Here is an 18,835-nt window from a genome sequence, read left to right as displayed (position 1 = left end):
TTAGTTTTTTTACTAAGGGTTCTTTTAAAATACGTTTCTCCTAATTAGAATTTTAAGGTTGCACCAAGTAAAAAATTGGTGGTAGCCTGTGGGTAAAATCCAACTCCTTCAATTGTGGAAATCGTTCCAGGATTTGAATAATCATCATCAAATGTGTAATAATATCCGTTGGAAACATATGTTTCATTAAACAGATTATTGACCAACCCTGTCAAAGTAATCTCCTTAAAAATTGACTTTGGTTTAATGGTATAGGATATGTTGAAATCATTCACAAAAAAACTATCCAACTTAGACAATTCCGCTTCAGTATTGCTCATAAACTGTTCTCCAACAAACTTACTGAGCAATGACATTTGCAAATTCTCTATAGGTTGATATACAATTGCATTGGCTGCAATGAATTCAGGAGAGAATGCAATATCGGTCTTCCCTAGATTAACCAAATTTCCGTCAAAAGAAATAATGGTTTCTTTATTTTTATTGGAGCTTATCGTGGCATTTGGTTGTAATGTTAGTTTTGGACTAACAGGAATTACTGCTTCCAACTCCAATCCCAATCGGTAACTTTCTCCACTATTGGTCCTAATTGGGTTACCAACACCATCTATATCTCCAGTGAGTACCAATTGCTCATTATACAACATGAAGTATGCATTGGCATTAAAACTAAAGTTGTTTTTTCGGTGTCTCCATCCCAATTCAAAATCATTTAGCTGTTCAGGCTCGATATCGGGATTATTCTCAAAATCATCTCTACTAGGTTCTCTATTGGCTCTTGCATAAGAAAAGTAAAGATCATTTTTATCATTCACTTCAAAAGTCACTCCTGCTTTTGGATTAAAAAAAGTGTAATTTTTATCTACCCTAAACTCTGTTAAGTTTGAATTGATGCCAGATGTTTCATAATTTACATTTCGAATTTGCAAGTCGCCATATAGCTTGATTTTTTCATTGAGTCTATAATTTGCTTTAGAGAATACAGAAACATCATTCTTCTTTCCATTACCTTCATAGTAACGGTCACGAATGTCACTTTGACTAGCAAATTCAGCCCAAATTACTTCTCCAAAATGATCTCCATCATAATGACTGAATGAGGTCCCGAAAATCATATCCAAATTATTGTTTTTATAATTGATACTTGCATTAATGACATAAAAGTCATTATCGAGCCAACGTCGTCTAATCAAATCGGTAGTCGTTTGTGGTTGTCCGTTAACTGTTATAGGTTCAAAGCCATAGGTTTCAAAGTCATCATCTTCCCTAAACTGCTCAAAAAAGCCTCTTCCGTGGGTGTAATTCAATCCAAGATTCATTGACCATTGATTATTGAAATGCTGGTTCCAGTGCAGCTGATAATGATCTTGTTTGTAATCATCTACTTCTCTGTCGTAAAACTGAGTATTTCCATCGTCATCGGTATACTGACCAGCCGGATTGAAGGTACGATCGTTCTTAAGCGTCTCTTCATCGATACCGAACCATGATTGGTATGTTAGTTCTTGTCCGCCAAAGGTAATGGCTTTAATCAACGTATTGCCATTGATATAAGACCCTTGTAAAAAATAAGATTTTAAATCGGTCGATGCTCTGTCAATATAACCATCAGAGGAAATATTAGATAGTCGTCCAGCGATTTCAAAGTGGTCATTTAATAATCCTGTACTAAACTTAACAGTATGTTTTCGCGTGTTAAAGCTTCCTAATGAATTAGATATTTCACCATTAGCCTTATTGGAAACTGCATCTGTTAACACATTGACACTAGCACCAAAAGCACCTGAACCATTCGTTGAAGTACCAACACCACGTTGCAATTGCAAACTCTCTACAGAAGATGCAAAATCGCCAAGATTGACCCAAAATGTTCCTAGAGATTCAGCATCGTTATATGGAATTCCGTTGATGGTGATGTTAGTCGATTGCGCACTGACACCACGAACACGTATTCCTGTGTATCCAATACCAGCTCCAGCATCTGAAGTAGTAACTACTGATGGTAAAAAATTTAAAAGGATTGGAATATCCTGTCCCAAATTTCTTTTTTTGATCTCAGCCTTAGTCACATTACTGTGAGTGATTGGTGATTTGGCATCCACTCGAACAGCTTTTACCAAAACTTCATCAAGTGTTTCTATTTTAGTGGAATCCTGTTCTTTTTCTTGGTCTTGGTCTTGGGCAAAGCCAAGTGCATTGATAAACACAAAAACAAACAGTGGCAATAGTTTGATACGACTATTTGTTTGCTCGTAAAACAATTTTGTTTTGAATAGATTTTTCATACGATTAATACAATTTTAATCGAATAAAAAGAGGCAATTATTCAAGGTTAATAAATGATTTTTGAACGTTAAACTATTGCAATATCAAAATGCTATTTTCATTTTGAATCCTTTCATGTGTATTTTAAAAATAAACATTCAAATTCAGAAGTAAAAACAAACATTGATGACCTTATTGCACTTGCTAAAAATGTCTACCAGACACTTTCTTTACGCTCGCTTCCTAAACAGCATTACCTGTTCTAGGTTCTATGGGTATGATCTCAGCTTGCGCTAAATCTTTTGAATTTAGGTTGAAGCACCCCTTTTGAGAACGTCGCAAAGATATAACAGATTTATGGATTGGAACAATGAAATCAGACTTTATTAATGAAATTTAGAAGTCCTTATTATGAATCCATTTGAGGTGGTTGACGATTGGCTTTTTTTTGAGATACCCTTTTTTTATTTTCCAAACGTTTCTTGACTGCCTTTTTAGGTGTTTTTGTTGGAATCCGTTCCTTGTCTTCGATAAGATTATCTTTAAGTAGCTCAAGACATCTCTTGATGACGATTTCTTTATTTTTATGCTGACTTCGACTTGTTCCGCATTGAAGTATCAATACCGAAGCTTTTGTGAGTCGATGTTTTAAGTGCAACTGAAGAATGTCTTTTTGATCTTGTGATAAGACTTCAGATTGATCAATATTGAACAACAATTCAACTTTTGAAGCTGTCTTATTCACATGCTGACCACCAGCACCCGAACTTCGTATGGCTTTAAATGAAAATTCCTTGACTATAGCCTCTTCATCAAACATATTTATTTGATTTGGTGTGGTGCTTTTAAAAGATCGTTAACCGTTTTTACAGGATTGAAGGTAATCAATGGCACCTCAACAAAAATCGTATTCCAATTGGCCATACTTCCATTCCAAAGTCCAGGTAACTCAAGAGCTTTCAAGTCTTTACCCATTTTGGTTTTCATAGTAATAAAAGCCGCTTTAGGATCTACATATGCTTTAAGATCAAACTTTTCTCCTTTGTAGTTTTTAACGCTACAAACTAAATCAACTGGGTTGAAATGCGTTGATGATTTTAGAATTCTCTTTTGGTGTTTATTCTTTTTATTGATTTGAGCCGATTCAACAATTTGCAGTGATTCATTGCCACTTTCGTCCTTGACCCAAAATGGTCCACCTCCTGGCTCTCCTTCATTTTTGACCATTCCACACACACGTATCGGACGATTAAGTTTTTCTATTAAGTATTCCATTTGATATTTTGCAGAATACTTTTCGAATTCACTATTAATTCTAACATTTAATTTATTGATTAAAAATTCTCCTATCTCTACTCGCATATCTTCTGAAGGTGATCCTTCATCCAGAATTTTAAGATAATGGAATACTTTCCCTTGTAACTCTATCAAAATACCAGCCAACATCTTTTTGTATTTGGCAACGATTTCCTTGTACTTGAAATTGACAACGTTATCTATATTTTTGATAAAAATGATGTCAGCCTCCAAATCATTTAGGTTTTCCAACAACGCGCCATGCCCAGAAGGCCTAAAGCACAGCGATCCATCAACTTCCCTAAATGGTTCGTCCTTTGGTGTTACAGCAATTGTATCTGTAGACTCTTTTTGATGTGAAAATGAAATGTCAAATTTCGATTGGGTTTTGGTTTCCACTTTTTTCTTGATACGCTCAAATTCTTTGTCAAACTTATGGTTATACTGTTCTGAAATGGTATAATGAAGGCAAACATCCTTTCCATCAGGAGAATATAGTGCCGATTCAAATAAATGCTCTTCAAAAGCTGTAGAAATGATTTGATTCTTATACTCATGAAACGGCAATAATCCTTTGGGATAATTTCCATAGTTCAATTTGTTCGCATCTAACATCATCTTAACAAAAAGCAAGCGCTGTTTATCGGTTGATAGCTCATAAAAATCTGGATATGATTTTAGAAGCTTTTCGATTACAATGTGATAAAAAGGAAATTTTTCCAATCCGATGAAGAATATGGATAAATCCTTATTGTTGTGGGTATTGATATATGAATTTATACTTTCCTTATCGATATCGTATTCATTCAAGAACTTAAATAAAAACTTGAACATGCGTGTGGCTGCTCCTGAGGCCGGAACAAATTTTAAAATAGAAAGCGCTTGTAATTGCGATTCATATTTTAAAACATAATCGTCAATTTCTTGCTCTGTTAAACTTAAGATCCCATTACCTATTGTGGCAGCAGAAACCAAATTTGAAAACGGCAATCCATCTTCAAAAATTTCTATCTGTTGCTCAACTTGTTTAACGGTTAATCCCTTTTTCTCTATTTGGGCTATATCTTGTTTTGAAAAATTCAATGTGTGTCGTTTAATAGTTCATTAATTTGGTTTATGCAAAAGCTTAAGCGTTCTTCAAACGCACCTTTAACAACAACATAAGGCTTTTTGAAGTGATTTAAAGCGGCTTCAAATGTTTTGAATTGTTGTAGCCTATCATGTGGTTGGTCACGGATACCATCAGCTTCCCAAGGCATATCAATATAAGTTAAAAAATATAAATCGTAAGTGTTTTCTTCAGCATATTTTTTTACTGGTTCAGGACAGAATCCATTATAATACATTTTAGAGTAAACCAATGTTTCCAATAAGTCTGTATCACAAATCAATATTTTGTTAGCCTTCTTTAATCGCTCATTTTCCAACTGCATTTGACCAACCGCAATTGGTAAAACATCTGCTTTGGTCAAAACTTCACCATCCTCTTTTTTTTGTTCAGCATAGCTTCGGGAAAACTCTTCTACAAAAACCGTATTGAAATGTTTTGATAAGGCTTCAGCTAAAGTTGATTTTCCGGTAGATTCTGGACCAAAAAGTACAACCTTTAAACAGTTTGGGTTAGTGTGAGTGATTTGTTTAAGTGTTTCTTCCATGCGATGTATCCAAAAATAGCAATAATAGTAAATCCGAGATACTGAAAACTTGTAAAAGTAAAACCTTTATAAAAATATAATGGTACAGAAATGATATCGCCAATGATCCATAAGATCCAATTTTCAATCTTACGCCTCGCCATGAGCCACATACCAACAAAAAACAAAGCTGTGGTTAACGTATCTACGTAAGCTACCCAAGAAGTCCATTTATCAAATGATTTATAAACCACATAAACAAACCCGAGTGTTAGCAAAAAAATGACAACACTCATCATTTTTTCGTTTACTGTTGTTTTGGAAATTGGTGTCACATGCGTTGCATCAACCTTTCGGGTCCAAACATACCATCCATAAACACTCATGATAAAATAGTAGGCATTGATCATCATATCGCCTAACAATTCCCATTTAACTAAAAGATAGACAAAAATGGCTGTGCTGATCATCCCTGTTGGAAAGACCCAAATCTTGTTTTGTTTCGAAAACCAAACCGATAAGAACCCAAAAACAACCGCAATCAATTCTAATGCAATGTCAATGGAAGCGTAGTCTTTGTATTGACCGAACAGAAATTCAAAAATGGGGTTCATAATCGTAGCGATCAGATTTAACAATTTTCATGTGAAGCAACCCACGTTCGATCAACAGAAAAGCATCTTTGATTTCTTTATTCAACACAGTCATGACCTCATCATAATCGCCATACACTTGTGTGCTCAACGGATTTTCCAAAACTTTCAAGCCTGAGGCTCGAAGTTGTTTTATAAAATGAATGATGGCTGGTTCATAATCATCGTGTAATGGCGTTAAGGTTAGCTCTACTGAAATGTTCATGGTTATGGTTTTAATTCTTCAAAAAAGGCTTCATTCGTTTCAAAGGCTGTTCCAATAACAACAATATCTGCTCCAGCCTCAAAAGCATTGTTAAGTTGCTGCTTACTTCGTATACCTCCTCCAACAATAAGAGGTATGTTTAAATTTTGTTTTACAAGACGAATGGTTTCCAAAGGAACAGGATGCAAAGCACCACTTCCCGCTTCAAGATAAATTAATTGCATTCCGAGTAACTCAGCTGCTTTAGAAGTGTGCATTATGAGCTCTTTGTTTTCCCTTGGAATTGGCTTAGTTTCAGTAACCTTTTCAACCGTTGTTTGTTTGCCGTTTTCAATTAAAATATAGCCTGTTGGAATGGTCTCCAAATCACTATGCATCAACTTGGGAACGGCTTTTATATGTTTGCCTATTAAATATTCTGGATTATCACCTGATATCAAAGATAAAAACAAGAGAGCATCAGCTGCTTCTGAAATCTGTGTCACATCACCAGGAAAGAGCACAACGGGCAAACTAGTGTGTTTTTTTATTTCGGAAACCAATATATGTGTAGCTTCAGTTTCTACAGTACTGCCACCAACGAAGATAAAAGTGATTATTGAATTGTTGACATTTTCAATGAAACCAGGAACATTTTGAACTGTCATTTTATCAGGGTCAATCAAAACCGCCAAACTCTTTTTGCCCTCTGAAACACTTTGTGTTATGTGATAATAAATTCCTTTCATTTAAGCGGTAACAAAGGCACAAGTAAATCCTTCAAATTCCAGAAATTGGGTTTGGTATCGGTATTTTTTGTCCTGATAATCTATCCAAGCCACAGTAGCCTGATCTTCCAGCATAAATGGAATGACCAAAAAATGTTCTCTAAATAGCATACCAGGTGTGGCAAACAACTTATAAAGCGATTCCTTAATGCCCCAAATGACGGTTAGTTTTTTAACATAATCTGCATCTGTCTTGCTAAGATATTTAAATTCATAATCGACAAACTTTTTAGCGATAATTGCAATTTTATCACGCTGCATTTCAATGTCTATGCCAACTTCAGAATCACTGATAATAATTCCAGAAAAGGTAAACGAATGCGTAATAGAAATATGCTTTCCATCTTTTAAATGAGGCTTCCCATTTGTATCATAGTATAAGTCTTGATCTGTATAACCAGAATCTCTCAACAAATGACGAACACTAAGAAATCCACGTTGATGCAATTCACTTTTCATGCCTAAAACACGTTCCAAACTATTAGATTTAAGATCTAGTGGTGCCATCAATTCCTCATAAGATTCGGTAATCTTCCAAATTTTAACAATAGTTTGCGAATTGACCTGAATAGTTTTGTAAAGTGGCATTTAAATATCTGAAAGTTAATGATTACCTTTGCACCTGCAAACGCAAATATAGATAGAAAGAAATAATTATGAATACAAAAACATCTACTTACGTGCCTTACAAAGTAAAAGACATGTCTCTTGCAGAATGGGGAAGAAAGGAAATAGAATTGGCTGAAGCTGAAATGCCAGGATTAATGAGTCTTCGTGAAGAATACAAAGAATCTCAACCTTTAAAAGGTGCTCGCATTGCAGGATGTCTTCATATGACCATCCAAACAGCCGTTTTAATCGAAACTTTGGTGGCTCTTGGTGCAGAAGTCACTTGGAGTTCTTGCAACATCTTTTCAACACAAGATCAAGCTGCTGCTGCTATTGCTGCTGCTGGCATCCCTGTGTATGCATGGAAAGGGATGAATGAAGAGGAATTTGATTGGTGTATTGAACAAACCTTATTCTTTGGAGAAGATCGCAAACCTTTGAACATGATTTTGGATGATGGTGGTGATTTAACCAATATGGTATTCGATAAATATCCAGAGTTGACAAAAGGTATCAACGGATTGTCTGAAGAAACGACTACTGGTGTTCACCGTTTGTACGAACGTATGAAAAACGGAACTTTGGCTATGCCAGCAATTAACGTTAACGATTCTGTTACAAAATCAAAGTTTGATAATAAATATGGATGTCGCGAAAGTGCTGTTGACGCAATTCGTCGTGCTACAGATGTGATGCTTGCTGGTAAACGTGTTGTGGTTTGTGGTTATGGTGATGTAGGTAAAGGAACTGCCGCATCTTTTAAAGGTGCTGGAAGTATTGTTACTGTAACTGAAATCGACCCAATTTGTGCATTGCAAGCTGCTATGGACGGATTTGAAGTAAAGAAACTGGAAAGTGTCGTAGGAAATGCTGATATTGTAATTACAACTACTGGAAACAAAGACATTGTAAGAGGTGAGCATTTTGAAGCTATGAAAGACAAAACCATCGTATGTAATATTGGGCATTTTGACAATGAAATTGACATGGCTTGGTTGAAGAAAAATCATGGCAGTACTCACGTGGAAATCAAACCTCAAGTAGATAAGTACACTGTAAATGGAAAGGATATCATCATTCTAGCTGAAGGTCGTTTGGTCAACCTTGGTTGTGCAACGGGTCATCCAAGCTTTGTCATGAGTAACTCATTTACAAACCAAACTTTAGCTCAGATTGAGCTGTGGAACAACAGAGATGCTTATGAAAACAAAGTGTATATGTTACCAAAACATCTAGATGAAAAAGTAGCCAAGTTACACTTGGAAAAAATTGGTGTAGAGTTGACAGAGCTTCGTAAAGATCAAGCCGATTATATTGGTGTAGAGGTTGAAGGACCATTCAAACCTGAATACTACAGATACTAAACATACGTCATACTGAACTAGTTTCAGTATCTCATCATACTTATAACCCTTACAGCAATGTAAGGGTTTTCTTTTTGGGTAAGAACCCTTGAAATTCCATTTAAATCCGTTATTTTAGAACTGATGCCATATTCAGAAGCCAAAATAAAAGTCCCTCGCTTTGAGGAATCTGCTGGGTTTTACACCACAAAAAAGCGCTCAAAAATCATGAGCAAGATTCGTAGCAAAAACACCAAACCCGAAATGCGTTTCAGAAAAGCACTATGGAATGAAGGCGTGCGCTATCGTGTAAACAACAAACAACTTCCTGGTAGGCCAGATGTTTCGATTAAAAAATATAAAATAGCCGTATTCATTGATGGCGATTTTTGGCATGGCTACAATTGGATCGAACGCAAAGCAACACTTAAAAGCAATCGTAAGTTCTGGATTCCAAAAATAGAACGGAACATGCAACGTGATCGCGAAGTCAACCAACAATTGGAAAATCTTGGCTTTACGGTATTCCGGTTTTGGGAATCTGAAGTGAAAACCAACTTAAAAACCTGTATTAATGATGTCATGGTTTTTTTGCAAACTGGTGGCTATAATTAATCGATTCAAATCCGTATTTTTAAACATGCAATTCAAATCCAAACTTCCACACGTAGAAACCTCTATCTTTTCGGTTATGAGTGCGTTGGCCAATGAGCACAATGCCATTAATCTATCGCAAGGATTTCCGAACTTCAAAAGTGATCAAAAACTTATTGATGGTGTCTCAAGTGCCATGAACTCGGGTTACAATCAATATGCACCAATGGCAGGACGACTAGATTTAAGGGAAGCTATTTCTAAAAAATTTGAATTGCTATATAACACTACCTATCATCCCGAATCTGAAATTACGGTCACAGCTGGAGCAACTCAAGCTATTTTCACCATTATTTCTGCTTTCATTAAACCAAATGATGAAGTCATCATCTTCAAACCTGCTTACGATTGCTATCAACCAGCTATTGAAGTCAATGGTGGTAAAACAATTGCTATAGCTCTAGAAACTCCTGAGTATACCATTCCGTGGGAAACTGTAAAAACTGCTGTGACTCCAAAAACCAAAATGATTATTATCAACACACCTCATAACCCAAGTGGAACAGTCTTAAGTGCTTCTGATATGTTACAGCTTGAGGACATTACGAAGAATACAGACATAATTGTCCTGAGTGATGAAGTCTATGAGCATATCATTTTTGACAACCAGCAACACCAGAGCGTGTGTCGTTTTAAGAATCTAAAACAACGTAGTTTTATTACGGCTTCATTCGGGAAAACATTTCATAATACAGGCTGGAAAGTTGGTTATTGTTGTGCCCCTAAAATTCTTATGGAAGCCTTTCGCAACGTTCATCAATTCAATGTGTTTTCAGTACATCATCCGACTCAAAAAGCATTAGCAGAACATTTACAAAACCCTGATAATTTTATCGAATTACCTGAGTTTTATCAAGAAAAACGTGATACCTTTTTAAATCTTATCAAAGATTCACGATTTAAGTTCAAACCTTCAAATGGCACCTATTTTCAGGTCTTGGATTATTCAGAGATCAGCACTGAAAATGATGTGAGATTTGCAGAACAACTCACTATTGAAAAAGGTATTGCCTCCATTCCTCTATCTGTTTTTTACGATGATTTTCAAGACCATAAAGTACTGCGATTTTGTTTTGCCAAAACAAATGAGACCTTAAAGCAAGCTTCTGAAATTCTAAATAAAATTTAACATAATTTCATGTGACATCCTTTATTTTTGCAGGTCTAAAATTATAGATACAAAAACACATTACCATGAAATATATTATTTGTCTATGTATTCTTCTCTTTAGCATTTCTATAAATGCACAGAATGTAGAAAGAAACGGAAAAACATATGAAGTTAAAAATGAACGTATTTTTCTTGAGGGGAGAGATGTTACCGATACCTTAAAAGCGGAAGAAAAGAAAGCTATTTTCGAATTATCTCAAAAGTCGAAAATGGAAGCTAAAGCGTTAAAAGAGGACGCTAAAGCTGAAAAAGAAGCCAAAAAACTGGAGAAAGCCAAAGAAAAAGCTGAAAAAGCACAAAAAAAGGCCGAAAAAGCGCAAAAAAAGGCTGAAAAAGAACTAAAACAACAAGAAAAGGCTCAAAAACGCTTTGATAAAGCCACGAAAAATTTGAGTAAGGCACAAAAAAAATATGACAAACTAAAGCGCAAAGGGAAATTATCTCCAAAGGATGAAGCCGATTGGCTTAAAAAATTGGAAAAACTTAAATCTGATCTAGATAAGGCCAAGCGAAAGCTATAATATATAAATGATCCCTAATCACAAATCCACTTTGATTTTCATTATCATAGTGGATTTTTTTATGTCTGGCCACCAACTTCATTTCATTTTGAAATTTGTAATTTTAAGTCATGGAAAATGCGTTGAAAATTGCTTTAATACAAACCGACCTTGCTTGGGAAAACCCTGAACAAAACAGAATCAATCTTAGTCAAAAAATCGATTCTATAAATGAGTCTGTAGATTTGGTTATACTTCCCGAAATGTTCACTTCAGGCTTCACCATGAATGCAGAAGCAGTTGCTGAACAAATGTCTGGTAATACCGTTGAATGGATGAGGCAACTTTCAAGTAAGAATCAATGTGCTATTACAGGAAGCCTGGTCATTAAAGACAAAAACCATTACTTTAATCGGATGTTGTTTGTTCATCCCAACGGACAAGTCGATAGCTACGACAAACGCCATACATTTACTCTTGCTGGTGAACATAAGGTTTATGAAGCTGGAACTTCAAACACAATTGTGGATTATAAAAACTGGAAAATAAAGCTTCAGGTTTGTTATGATTTGCGTTTCCCTGTATGGTCAAGAAATGTTGAAAACTATGACCTTCTTTTATACGTGGCTAATTGGCCTAAAGTTAGAATAGATGCTTGGGACACACTTCTAAAAGCTAGAGCCATAGAAAATATGAGCTATTGTGTTGGTGTCAATCGTGTAGGATATGATGGCAATAAACATGAATATTCTGGACATTCTGCTGTTTATGATGTTTTGGGAAATCGACTGGATCATATTTCAGAAAATCAAGATACTATTGAAATAGTAACGCTGAATAAATCCATTATTGAAACTTACAGAACCAAGTTAGGTTTTTTAAAGGACAGGGATACTTTTAGTCTAGAGTAAACACCTCTTCAGGGTAATCCCAACCAGCTCGACCGTCAATAAGTCCTTTAGCATAACTAATACGTTCAGGTTGTCGTTGTAAAAGATAATTTCCTGAGTCCCACTTTTGATTTCCATTCGTATCAAAAACCACTCTAATATAATATTCGTTGGGCTCTAGGTTTTTAAAATCGAAAGCTTTAGGTTCGGTTGCAAACTGCTCGTATTTTACTTCTCCTTTTTTATCGGTTAGCTGAACAATAACTGGATATTGCGCATTTTCTAAACGCACTCTAATATTGGTATAATCAGCAAAGGTTTTGGTTCTTACATTGTAGTCTAATGTGTCATTTACGTTTCCGAAAAAATCTTCCAAACTATTAGGAAGCAATTGAATCCTGTAAGATTGTGCTTCCGTTTTATCAAACTTCACAGAATACTTGTTTTCTAAGCGATTAAATTCCGTCGTAAAAGGCACTTCAATCGAATCCTTATCTAAAATAGTGATCAACTCCTCATTGATTTTTTCAAAAGGAATATTAGCTCCAATTTCAAGGTTTTCATTGAAGTTCAAGGTTCCAGACTTAATAGCACTAACTACAAGTGAATCTCTTTCTACATCACGAAACTTATGCGTAAGCGTATCTGAAAAGGTTTTATTGGTAACTAAAAATAAAACTGAATCCAATTCTATCTTTGGTTTATACCAATAATATAAGGTATCTGTAGTTTTGTCTTTAGTGATACGTTTTTCAAAATCGTCAGGCTTATTTCCCAACATTTCAATTTTCATGTCGGCAAAATCCCCTTCATACCCAAACGCAATTTTCTGTCCGGCAACTTGACGTGGTCTTTTCGCATCAAAATCGAGTTCTTCCTTAAACAGTTTGATGGTGTAAGCAGTATCGGTTGGAACAGTAACCACGCCTTCATAAAACCCTATTTTATCACTTTTTTGCTGGTAGGTAAAGTTTCCGTTTTCATCCTTAAGCGCAATTAACTTGTATTGACCTTCCTTAATGTTTTCAATACTAAAGGTGGTTAAACTGTCTAAAGTATTTGTTATATACTTTGGTTTTTGTTTATACACTGTTGAATCGGTATATGTGGAATCCAATTCATAAAGCATTACAGAAACGAAGTTATCAGGCTTTAATTTTTCGGCATCGAGAATCGTTCCTTTTACTGAAAGTGAATCTATATGATCTCCAGTAGAAAAAACATATCTGTAATAATCATAAGGGTTCTCTTCGTTATTATCGACGATACTTTGACCAAAGTTAAAGGCATAGGTTGTGTTTGCCTTAAGCGTATCATTAATAACAATCTTAATGTATTTACTTGCTGAACCCAAAGGTGTAATAATTGGCTGGGTTTCCATTGGAGGTGAAATAATGAGCTGCTTTTGAAGGTTTTTTATTTTAATAAACTCATCAAAATAAATACGAATTTCATTCCCTTTAAAGTTTGTAGTATAGTTTTCGGGTACCACTCGCGTGATCACTGGAGGTTCTTTGTCTTTTTCTCCACCTGAAGGACGTCCTCTATTGGCACAACTAAAAATCGTTGTTAGAGCAACAAATACCACCAAAAACTTAATCCAATAAGTACGCATTCATTTATAAATTTTGAACAAATTAACAACTATTTCATCCACTCTCAAAACAATTAACTCGCTTTTGACAATCCTAAAAATATCAATCTGTAATGGCCATAGTTGCTATACTCAATTTTACATCCTTGGCTTTAAGTAGTGCCTGAGAACAGGCCTCTAAAGTAGATCCCGTTGTTATGATATCATCTACCAATAAAATATGCTTTCCTTTAATAATTTCAGGTTTAAAAAGTGAAAATCCTTCTTCCACTGTTGCACTGCGCGTTAATCTGTCTTTAAAAACCTGTGTCGCCGTTGACTTCGATTTTAGCAATACTGAATCTACATATTCCGCATTCAATGCTTGAGCTAGAGCTTTTCCAAATTTCGCTACTTGGTTATACCCTCGTTTTCTTAATTTAGAAGGATGTATTGGAACAGGAACAACAACGTCAACCGACTTGTACTGTTCCGATGCTTGCAACTCCTCTCCCAACCATTCGCCCAAAACTTGACCGACAACTTCTTGTCCTTTATACTTCAAATTATGCATAAGACGTTGGACCCTTCCCTTTTTTGAAAAATGCAACAATGCTGTTGCCTGCTCTAACTTAACGCGTCCATACATCATTTTATGGACAGCGTTTTCGTTATCGAAATGAAAATTTGTCAATGGCAATTGATGACGGCAAGATGTACAAATATGTACTTCATTGTCTGTCAAATAGTTTTGGCAAGACAAGCAAACCTTAGGAAAAAACAAGTTTAACAAATTTATTATCATTTCATCGATTAAAATAAAATATCGCTAACATATTATCTAGTTTCGCAAGGTAAAATAACAAAAATTAATAATGATAGTTAACCCTCAATTATTTAACTACAGATTAATTATTGGTTCATTAATAGTTGCGGTCACAGTTTTAAGCGTTTTTAGTTATACTAATTATCAATCCATAAAGGCACATCAACAATTTTTAGAACAGGAAAAGAAGCTGGTTGAAAGTGAATTATCTCAAATGATTTCGAGATATGACGAAGTTTCTGTCACAAATAAATTGATCTCCACTCAGTTGGAAGCTGCTAAAAAAGACACAAGATCAGCTTTAGACTCTATACGAATGCTACGTAGTAATCTTTCTGTTGTCTCTAGGTTTAAAAATCAATTGTATTCCATAAAGCAAAAGAATAAAAGCCTGTTTGGCACTATTGATTCTCTTCAGTTAATAAATGAGAATCTCCAGAAGGAAAAACTAGTAACTTACAGTGAACTTCAAAATCAACGCAAGACCAACAGTACACTTATAGAAGAAAACAAGTATCTAACCGAAAGTCTTGAGAAAGGTGCTTTACTAACAGCCAATTCCTTCGAAGCTAATTCCTATGCTTCTTTACTTGGCAATAAACTCCCAACCAATAAAGCAAAAAAAGTACAGCAAATTGAGGTGTGTTTCACCTTAGCTGAAAACGCTCTTACTGAAAAAGGTGAGAAAGAAATTTACATTCAGATTGTAAATCCGCAAAACAATGTCATGGCTGATAAAGGCGCTATTAATTTTGGAAACTCTTCATTAATCTATAGCTTAAAGAAAATTGTCCAATATGATAATGAAGTAGTAGATATCTGTGTTGATGTTGAAGCTGAAAATGATGAACGACCACTTACCAAAGGGACCTATTTCATCAATGTGTTCAACAAAGACCGTAAACTAGGCAATACTGAAGTTCAGTTATATTAAAAAAATACATATAATTTATCTTGAACCGTTCTATTAATTGGAGCGGTTTTTTATTTTTGTGGCATGGCAAACGACGATCAATTCAAAAAAGTAATCTCTCACGCAAAAGAGTATGGTTACGTGTTCCAGAGTAGTGAAATCTACGACGGACTTAGTGCAGTGTATGATTATGCACAAAATGGAGCAGAACTGAAGAAAAACATTCGAGACTATTGGTGGAAAGCCATGGTACAAATGCATGATAATATTGTTGGTATTGATGCTGCAATATTTATGCACCCAACTACCTGGAAAGCCTCAGGTCACGTTGATGCCTTTAACGATCCTTTGATTGACAACAAAGACTCTAAAAAACGCTATCGTGCCGATGTTCTGGTTGAAGACTACGTAGCAAAATTAGATGCCAAAATAGAAAAAGAAGTCAAGAAAGCTGAAAAACGCTTTGGTGAGGCTTTTGATAAAGAGCAGTTTTTGGCTACGAACCCTAGAGTTCTTAAATACCAAGAACAAGGTGATGCCATTTTAAAGCGCTTGGGTAAATCTTTGGAAAATGAAGACCTAGCTGATGTTAAAGCGCTTATCGAGGAATTGGATATTGCCGATCCTTTAACGGGTTCAAAAAATTGGACTGATGTGAAGCAATTCAACTTGATGTTCGGAACCAAACTCGGTGCCAGTGCTGAGCATGCAATGGACTTATATTTACGTCCGGAAACTGCTCAAGGTATTTTTGTAAACTTTCTAAACGTTCAAAAAACCGGTCGTATGAAAATTCCTTTCGGAATTGCACAAACCGGAAAAGCCTTCAGAAATGAAATCGTTGCACGACAGTTCATTTTCAGAATGCGCGAGTTCGAACAAATGGAAATGCAATTCTTTATCAAACCAGGTACTCAAAAGGAATGGTTTGACTATTGGAAAGAAACTCGATTAAAATGGCATAAATCACTTGGAATGGGTGATGACAATTACCGTTTCCATGACCACGAAAAATTAGCGCATTATGCTGATGCTGCAACAGATATTGAGTTTAGATTTCCATTCGGATTCAAGGAATTGGAAGGTATCCACTCCAGAACGGATTTCGATTTGAAACAACACGAAGAATACTCTGGAAAAAAATTACAGTATTTCGACCATGAGGAAAATGCCAGCTACACACCTTATGTCTTGGAAACTTCTATCGGTTTAGACCGTATGTTCTTAGCAGTGTTTTCAAATAGTTTACAAGATGAAGCTTTGGAAGATGGCAGTGTAAGAACCGTTCTAAAATTGCCTGCAGTATTAGCACCAACCAAAGCTGCTATTTTGCCTTTGGTAAGAAAAGATGAAGCATTAACCAAAATGGCTAAAGACATCGTTGATAATTTGAAATGGGATTTCTATGTAGATTATGATGAGAAAGATGCCGTAGGAAGACGTTACCGCAGACAAGATGCCGCTGGAACACCATTTTGTATTACCGTTGATGGTGAAAGTATAGAAGACAATACAGTGACTATTCGTCATAGAGATACTATGGAACAAAAGCGCGTAAAAATTGAGGAACTTCGAGACATCATCAAAAAAGAGGTAGATGTTAAAGAATGGTTGATGAAGATGTAACAAAAAAACCCAGTAGACATTAAGTTCTACCTAACCAAAACCCAAGCCATTGCTTGGGTTTTTTTATTGCCATTAAACCATTCAGTCTAGATATTTAACATGTAAAAAATTACATTTTAACATATTATTTACGACATTAGCACAATATTAACATTTATGATTGTTGTGTAGTATGTTTAAACCATCGATATTTTACATAATGATTGCCATTACCTACGCATCATTTTCGCAAATAAATTTTCAAAATAACGCTACTCTGCTAGGTGTGAATTATACCAGCGGAAATCCTTATTTAGGAAGTGGTGTTTCATTTGTGGATTTTGATAATGATGGATGGGATGACTTATCGTTTGCTTCTGGTGATGGTCAAAACCTTAGATTCTATAAAAACAATAACGGAACATTTACTCCAATCACCTTATTAGGACCTATTAATTATGAAACAAAACAAATTAATTGGGTTGATATCGACAATGATGGTGATAAAGATTTATTTATTGGAAGTGCAACCAATGGCAACAAACTGTTTGAGAACTTAGGCAATCTTAATTTTCAAGACATTACTTTTTCTTCAGGGTTGCCAACCATAAACATTTACACTAATGGTGCTAGTTGGGGAGATTATGATAATGATGGATTTTTAGATGTGTTTTTAAGCAACAAAGGTGCCACCTCAGATATCATGGTTCCTAATTATCTCTATAAGAACAATGGCAATGGAACATTTACTAATGTCTCTGCTGCAGCTGGAATAGACGCTGATAGCCATCAAACATTCTGTGCCGTTTTCATTGATATTAATAATGATGGATGGCAAGATATCTACACATCTACCGATAAGGCCTATAACTTGAATCAGTTGTACAGAAACAATGGTGATGGTACATTTACTGAAATCGGTTTTGAATCAGGAACAGACTTAGCCTTTAATGCCATGACTACTACAGTAGGCGATTACAATAATGACGGGTGGATAGATATTTATGTTACCAATGTAGGAAACACTGCTTTACTTGTAAATAATGGTGATGAAACGTTTACTGATATGGCGGTCGCGACAGGTTGTGAGCATGGAGGTTTTACTTGGGGAGCCGTCTTTATGGATGCTGATCTAGATACAGATCTCGATCTTTATGTGAGTAGCTCTTCATTTAATATGCCTTCGGCAAACACCTCTGTTTTTTATGAAAAACTAAGTAATGGCACTTTTCAAATTCCAAGTAATATTGGATTTGCCAATGATGAAAAACCAAGTTTTTGCAATGCCATTGGAGATATAAATAATGATGGTTACCCAGACTTAGTCGTTACCAATAGTTATAATCAAACAATAGATATTTGGGAAAATCTCAGCAGCACAACTAACCATTGGCTGAAAGTCAATCTTGAAGGTAGCATCAGTAATCGTGATGGTATTGGAGCATCCATAGAAATTTCAGTAAATGGTGAAAAGCAATACAGACAAGTGCAGTGTGGCGAAGGATATTTGACGCAAAATTCCAGTTCAGAGTTTTTTGGAACAGGCCAATTCACGACAATCGATTATGTTAAAGTAAGATGGCCAAGTGGGATTGAGGACATTATCACTAATTTAAATGCTGATCAAGCACTTAACATTGTTGAAAATTCGAGTAATTTATCAATTTATGAAGTAGATAACACTTCCATAGAGATTTATCCTAATCCAGTAAATAACATTTTAAATGTAAATTCTGAAATTCCTATTTCTGAATTGAAATTATATAATATTCTGCAAGAAGAAATTCTCAAAATGACTCCAAAGTCACTGCAATATAAAATAGATTTATCTTCATTAAATTCAGGTGTGTACTTCCTACATGTCTCAAGCGGAAATCAAAAGAGTCTTACGAGAAAAATTATTAAAAACTAAAAAATGCCAACACAAAAAT

General features: G+C 35.3%; 18 protein-coding genes. 8 read left to right on the top strand and 10 right to left on the bottom strand.

Annotated features, from left to right (window positions below; genetic code table 11):
* Window positions 1-44 precede the first annotated feature (44 nt).
* The 8 genes from AB9K26_RS14105 to AB9K26_RS14070 all read right to left on the bottom strand — a co-directional run bounded on the left by AB9K26_RS14105 (window position 45) and on the right by AB9K26_RS14070 (window position 7,408).
* Window positions 45-2,285, bottom strand: coding sequence for a TonB-dependent receptor (locus AB9K26_RS14105; RefSeq protein ID WP_369973212.1), 2,241 nt, complete (start codon window positions 2,283-2,285; stop codon window positions 45-47).
* A gap of 389 nt (window positions 2,286-2,674) precedes the next feature.
* Window positions 2,675-3,085 carry an alternative ribosome rescue aminoacyl-tRNA hydrolase ArfB gene (gene arfB / locus AB9K26_RS14100; RefSeq protein WP_369973211.1) on the bottom strand — a complete coding sequence of 137 codons (411 nt, stop codon included), beginning with the start codon at window positions 3,083-3,085 and terminating at the stop codon, window positions 2,675-2,677.
* 2 nt (window positions 3,086-3,087) lie between these two features.
* On the bottom strand, window positions 3,088-4,644 hold the full coding sequence (locus AB9K26_RS14095) for a DUF4301 family protein (protein WP_369973210.1): 1,557 nt from the start codon (window positions 4,642-4,644) through the stop codon (window positions 3,088-3,090).
* Window positions 4,641-5,216 (bottom strand): AAA family ATPase, encoded by a 576-nt coding sequence (locus AB9K26_RS14090; protein WP_369973209.1) that lies wholly within the window; start codon window positions 5,214-5,216, stop codon window positions 4,641-4,643. Before AB9K26_RS14090 ends, AB9K26_RS14095 begins: the two co-directional genes overlap by 4 nt.
* Window positions 5,168-5,809 (bottom strand): nicotinamide riboside transporter PnuC, encoded by a 642-nt coding sequence (pnuC, locus tag AB9K26_RS14085; RefSeq protein ID WP_369973208.1) that lies wholly within the window; start codon window positions 5,807-5,809, stop codon window positions 5,168-5,170. Before pnuC ends, AB9K26_RS14090 begins: the two co-directional genes overlap by 49 nt.
* Window positions 5,793-6,053 (bottom strand): thiamine-binding protein, encoded by a 261-nt coding sequence (locus AB9K26_RS14080; protein ID WP_369973207.1) that lies wholly within the window; start codon window positions 6,051-6,053, stop codon window positions 5,793-5,795. Before AB9K26_RS14080 ends, pnuC begins: the two co-directional genes overlap by 17 nt.
* Window positions 6,054-6,055: 2 nt before the next feature.
* Complete coding sequence (locus tag AB9K26_RS14075; protein WP_369973206.1) at window positions 6,056-6,781, bottom strand: geranylgeranylglyceryl/heptaprenylglyceryl phosphate synthase; 726 nt, start codon at window positions 6,779-6,781, stop codon at window positions 6,056-6,058.
* Entirely contained in the window at window positions 6,782-7,408 is a 627-nt protein-coding gene (locus tag AB9K26_RS14070; protein ID WP_369973205.1) for a 4'-phosphopantetheinyl transferase superfamily protein, read from the bottom strand.
* Between the two features lie 68 nt (window positions 7,409-7,476).
* Here AB9K26_RS14070 and ahcY point away from each other — a divergent pair, with 68 nt between their 5' ends.
* The 5 genes from ahcY (at window position 7,477) to AB9K26_RS14045 (ending at window position 12,008) form a co-directional block, all read left to right on the top strand.
* On the top strand, window positions 7,477-8,793 hold the full coding sequence (gene ahcY, locus AB9K26_RS14065) for an adenosylhomocysteinase (RefSeq protein ID WP_369973204.1): 1,317 nt from the start codon (window positions 7,477-7,479) through the stop codon (window positions 8,791-8,793).
* A 123-nt stretch (window positions 8,794-8,916) separates the two neighbouring features.
* Window positions 8,917-9,387, top strand: coding sequence for a very short patch repair endonuclease (locus AB9K26_RS14060; protein WP_369973203.1), 471 nt, complete (start codon window positions 8,917-8,919; stop codon window positions 9,385-9,387).
* Between the two features lie 25 nt (window positions 9,388-9,412).
* Window positions 9,413-10,555, top strand: a complete 1,143-nt coding sequence (locus tag AB9K26_RS14055) for a methionine aminotransferase (protein WP_369973202.1) — start codon at window positions 9,413-9,415, stop codon at window positions 10,553-10,555.
* A gap of 65 nt (window positions 10,556-10,620) precedes the next feature.
* Complete coding sequence (locus tag AB9K26_RS14050; RefSeq protein WP_369973201.1) at window positions 10,621-11,118, top strand: hypothetical protein; 498 nt, start codon at window positions 10,621-10,623, stop codon at window positions 11,116-11,118.
* A gap of 110 nt (window positions 11,119-11,228) precedes the next feature.
* On the top strand, window positions 11,229-12,008 hold the full coding sequence (locus AB9K26_RS14045) for an amidohydrolase (RefSeq protein ID WP_369973200.1): 780 nt from the start codon (window positions 11,229-11,231) through the stop codon (window positions 12,006-12,008).
* On the opposite strand, the gene AB9K26_RS14040 is transcribed toward AB9K26_RS14045, so the two are convergent.
* A complete protein-coding gene (locus AB9K26_RS14040) occupies window positions 11,995-13,602 on the bottom strand; it encodes an Ig-like domain-containing protein (protein ID WP_369973199.1) in 1,608 nt (535 codons plus the stop codon). The genes AB9K26_RS14045 and AB9K26_RS14040 overlap by 14 nt on opposite strands.
* 82 nt (window positions 13,603-13,684) lie before the next feature.
* Window positions 13,685-14,365, bottom strand: a complete 681-nt coding sequence (locus tag AB9K26_RS14035) for a ComF family protein (protein ID WP_369973198.1) — start codon at window positions 14,363-14,365, stop codon at window positions 13,685-13,687.
* A 70-nt stretch (window positions 14,366-14,435) separates the two neighbouring features.
* On the opposite strand from AB9K26_RS14035, the gene AB9K26_RS14030 reads away from it, so the two are divergent.
* From AB9K26_RS14030 to AB9K26_RS14020, 3 genes are all read left to right on the top strand, one after another.
* A complete protein-coding gene (locus tag AB9K26_RS14030; RefSeq protein ID WP_369973197.1) occupies window positions 14,436-15,320 on the top strand; it encodes a hypothetical protein in 885 nt (294 codons plus the stop codon).
* A 63-nt stretch (window positions 15,321-15,383) separates the two neighbouring features.
* Window positions 15,384-16,925, top strand: coding sequence for a glycine--tRNA ligase (locus AB9K26_RS14025; RefSeq protein ID WP_369973196.1), 1,542 nt, complete (start codon window positions 15,384-15,386; stop codon window positions 16,923-16,925).
* 199 nt (window positions 16,926-17,124) lie between these two features.
* Entirely contained in the window at window positions 17,125-18,816 is a 1,692-nt protein-coding gene (locus AB9K26_RS14020) for an FG-GAP-like repeat-containing protein (RefSeq protein WP_369973195.1), read from the top strand.
* The last annotated feature ends 19 nt before the right edge of the window (window positions 18,817-18,835 follow it).

Source organism: Psychroserpens sp. XS_ASV72, from assembly GCF_041224425.1.
In the GTDB taxonomy this organism is placed as follows: Bacteria; Bacteroidota; Bacteroidia; order Flavobacteriales; family Flavobacteriaceae; genus Psychroserpens.
This window is presented reverse-complemented; position numbering and strand designations above follow the sequence as displayed.

Excerpts from the sequence above, each read along its gene's own strand:
- AB9K26_RS14030 (WP_369973197.1), top strand. The coding sequence starts at position 14,436 with ATGATAGTTAACCCTCAATTATTTAACTACAGATTAATTATTGGTTCA.
- AB9K26_RS14050 (WP_369973201.1), top strand. The coding sequence starts at position 10,621 with ATGAAATATATTATTTGTCTATGTATTCTTCTCTTTAGCATTTCTATA.
- AB9K26_RS14020 (WP_369973195.1), top strand. The coding sequence starts at position 17,125 with ATGATTGCCATTACCTACGCATCATTTTCGCAAATAAATTTTCAAAAT.
- AB9K26_RS14080 (WP_369973207.1), bottom strand. The coding sequence starts at position 6,053 with ATGAACATTTCAGTAGAGCTAACCTTAACGCCATTACACGATGATTAT.
- AB9K26_RS14105 (WP_369973212.1), bottom strand. The coding sequence starts at position 2,285 with ATGAAAAATCTATTCAAAACAAAATTGTTTTACGAGCAAACAAATAGT.
- AB9K26_RS14060 (WP_369973203.1), top strand. The coding sequence starts at position 8,917 with ATGCCATATTCAGAAGCCAAAATAAAAGTCCCTCGCTTTGAGGAATCT.
- pnuC (WP_369973208.1), bottom strand. The coding sequence starts at position 5,809 with ATGAACCCCATTTTTGAATTTCTGTTCGGTCAATACAAAGACTACGCT.
- AB9K26_RS14025 (WP_369973196.1), top strand. The coding sequence starts at position 15,384 with ATGGCAAACGACGATCAATTCAAAAAAGTAATCTCTCACGCAAAAGAG.
- AB9K26_RS14045 (WP_369973200.1), top strand. The coding sequence starts at position 11,229 with ATGGAAAATGCGTTGAAAATTGCTTTAATACAAACCGACCTTGCTTGG.
- AB9K26_RS14075 (WP_369973206.1), bottom strand. The coding sequence starts at position 6,781 with ATGAAAGGAATTTATTATCACATAACACAAAGTGTTTCAGAGGGCAAA.
- AB9K26_RS14070 (WP_369973205.1), bottom strand. The coding sequence starts at position 7,408 with ATGCCACTTTACAAAACTATTCAGGTCAATTCGCAAACTATTGTTAAA.
- AB9K26_RS14040 (WP_369973199.1), bottom strand. The coding sequence starts at position 13,602 with ATGCGTACTTATTGGATTAAGTTTTTGGTGGTATTTGTTGCTCTAACA.
- AB9K26_RS14055 (WP_369973202.1), top strand. The coding sequence starts at position 9,413 with ATGCAATTCAAATCCAAACTTCCACACGTAGAAACCTCTATCTTTTCG.
- arfB (WP_369973211.1), bottom strand. The coding sequence starts at position 3,085 with ATGTTTGATGAAGAGGCTATAGTCAAGGAATTTTCATTTAAAGCCATA.
- AB9K26_RS14035 (WP_369973198.1), bottom strand. The coding sequence starts at position 14,365 with ATGATAATAAATTTGTTAAACTTGTTTTTTCCTAAGGTTTGCTTGTCT.
- AB9K26_RS14090 (WP_369973209.1), bottom strand. The coding sequence starts at position 5,216 with ATGGAAGAAACACTTAAACAAATCACTCACACTAACCCAAACTGTTTA.
- ahcY (WP_369973204.1), top strand. The coding sequence starts at position 7,477 with ATGAATACAAAAACATCTACTTACGTGCCTTACAAAGTAAAAGACATG.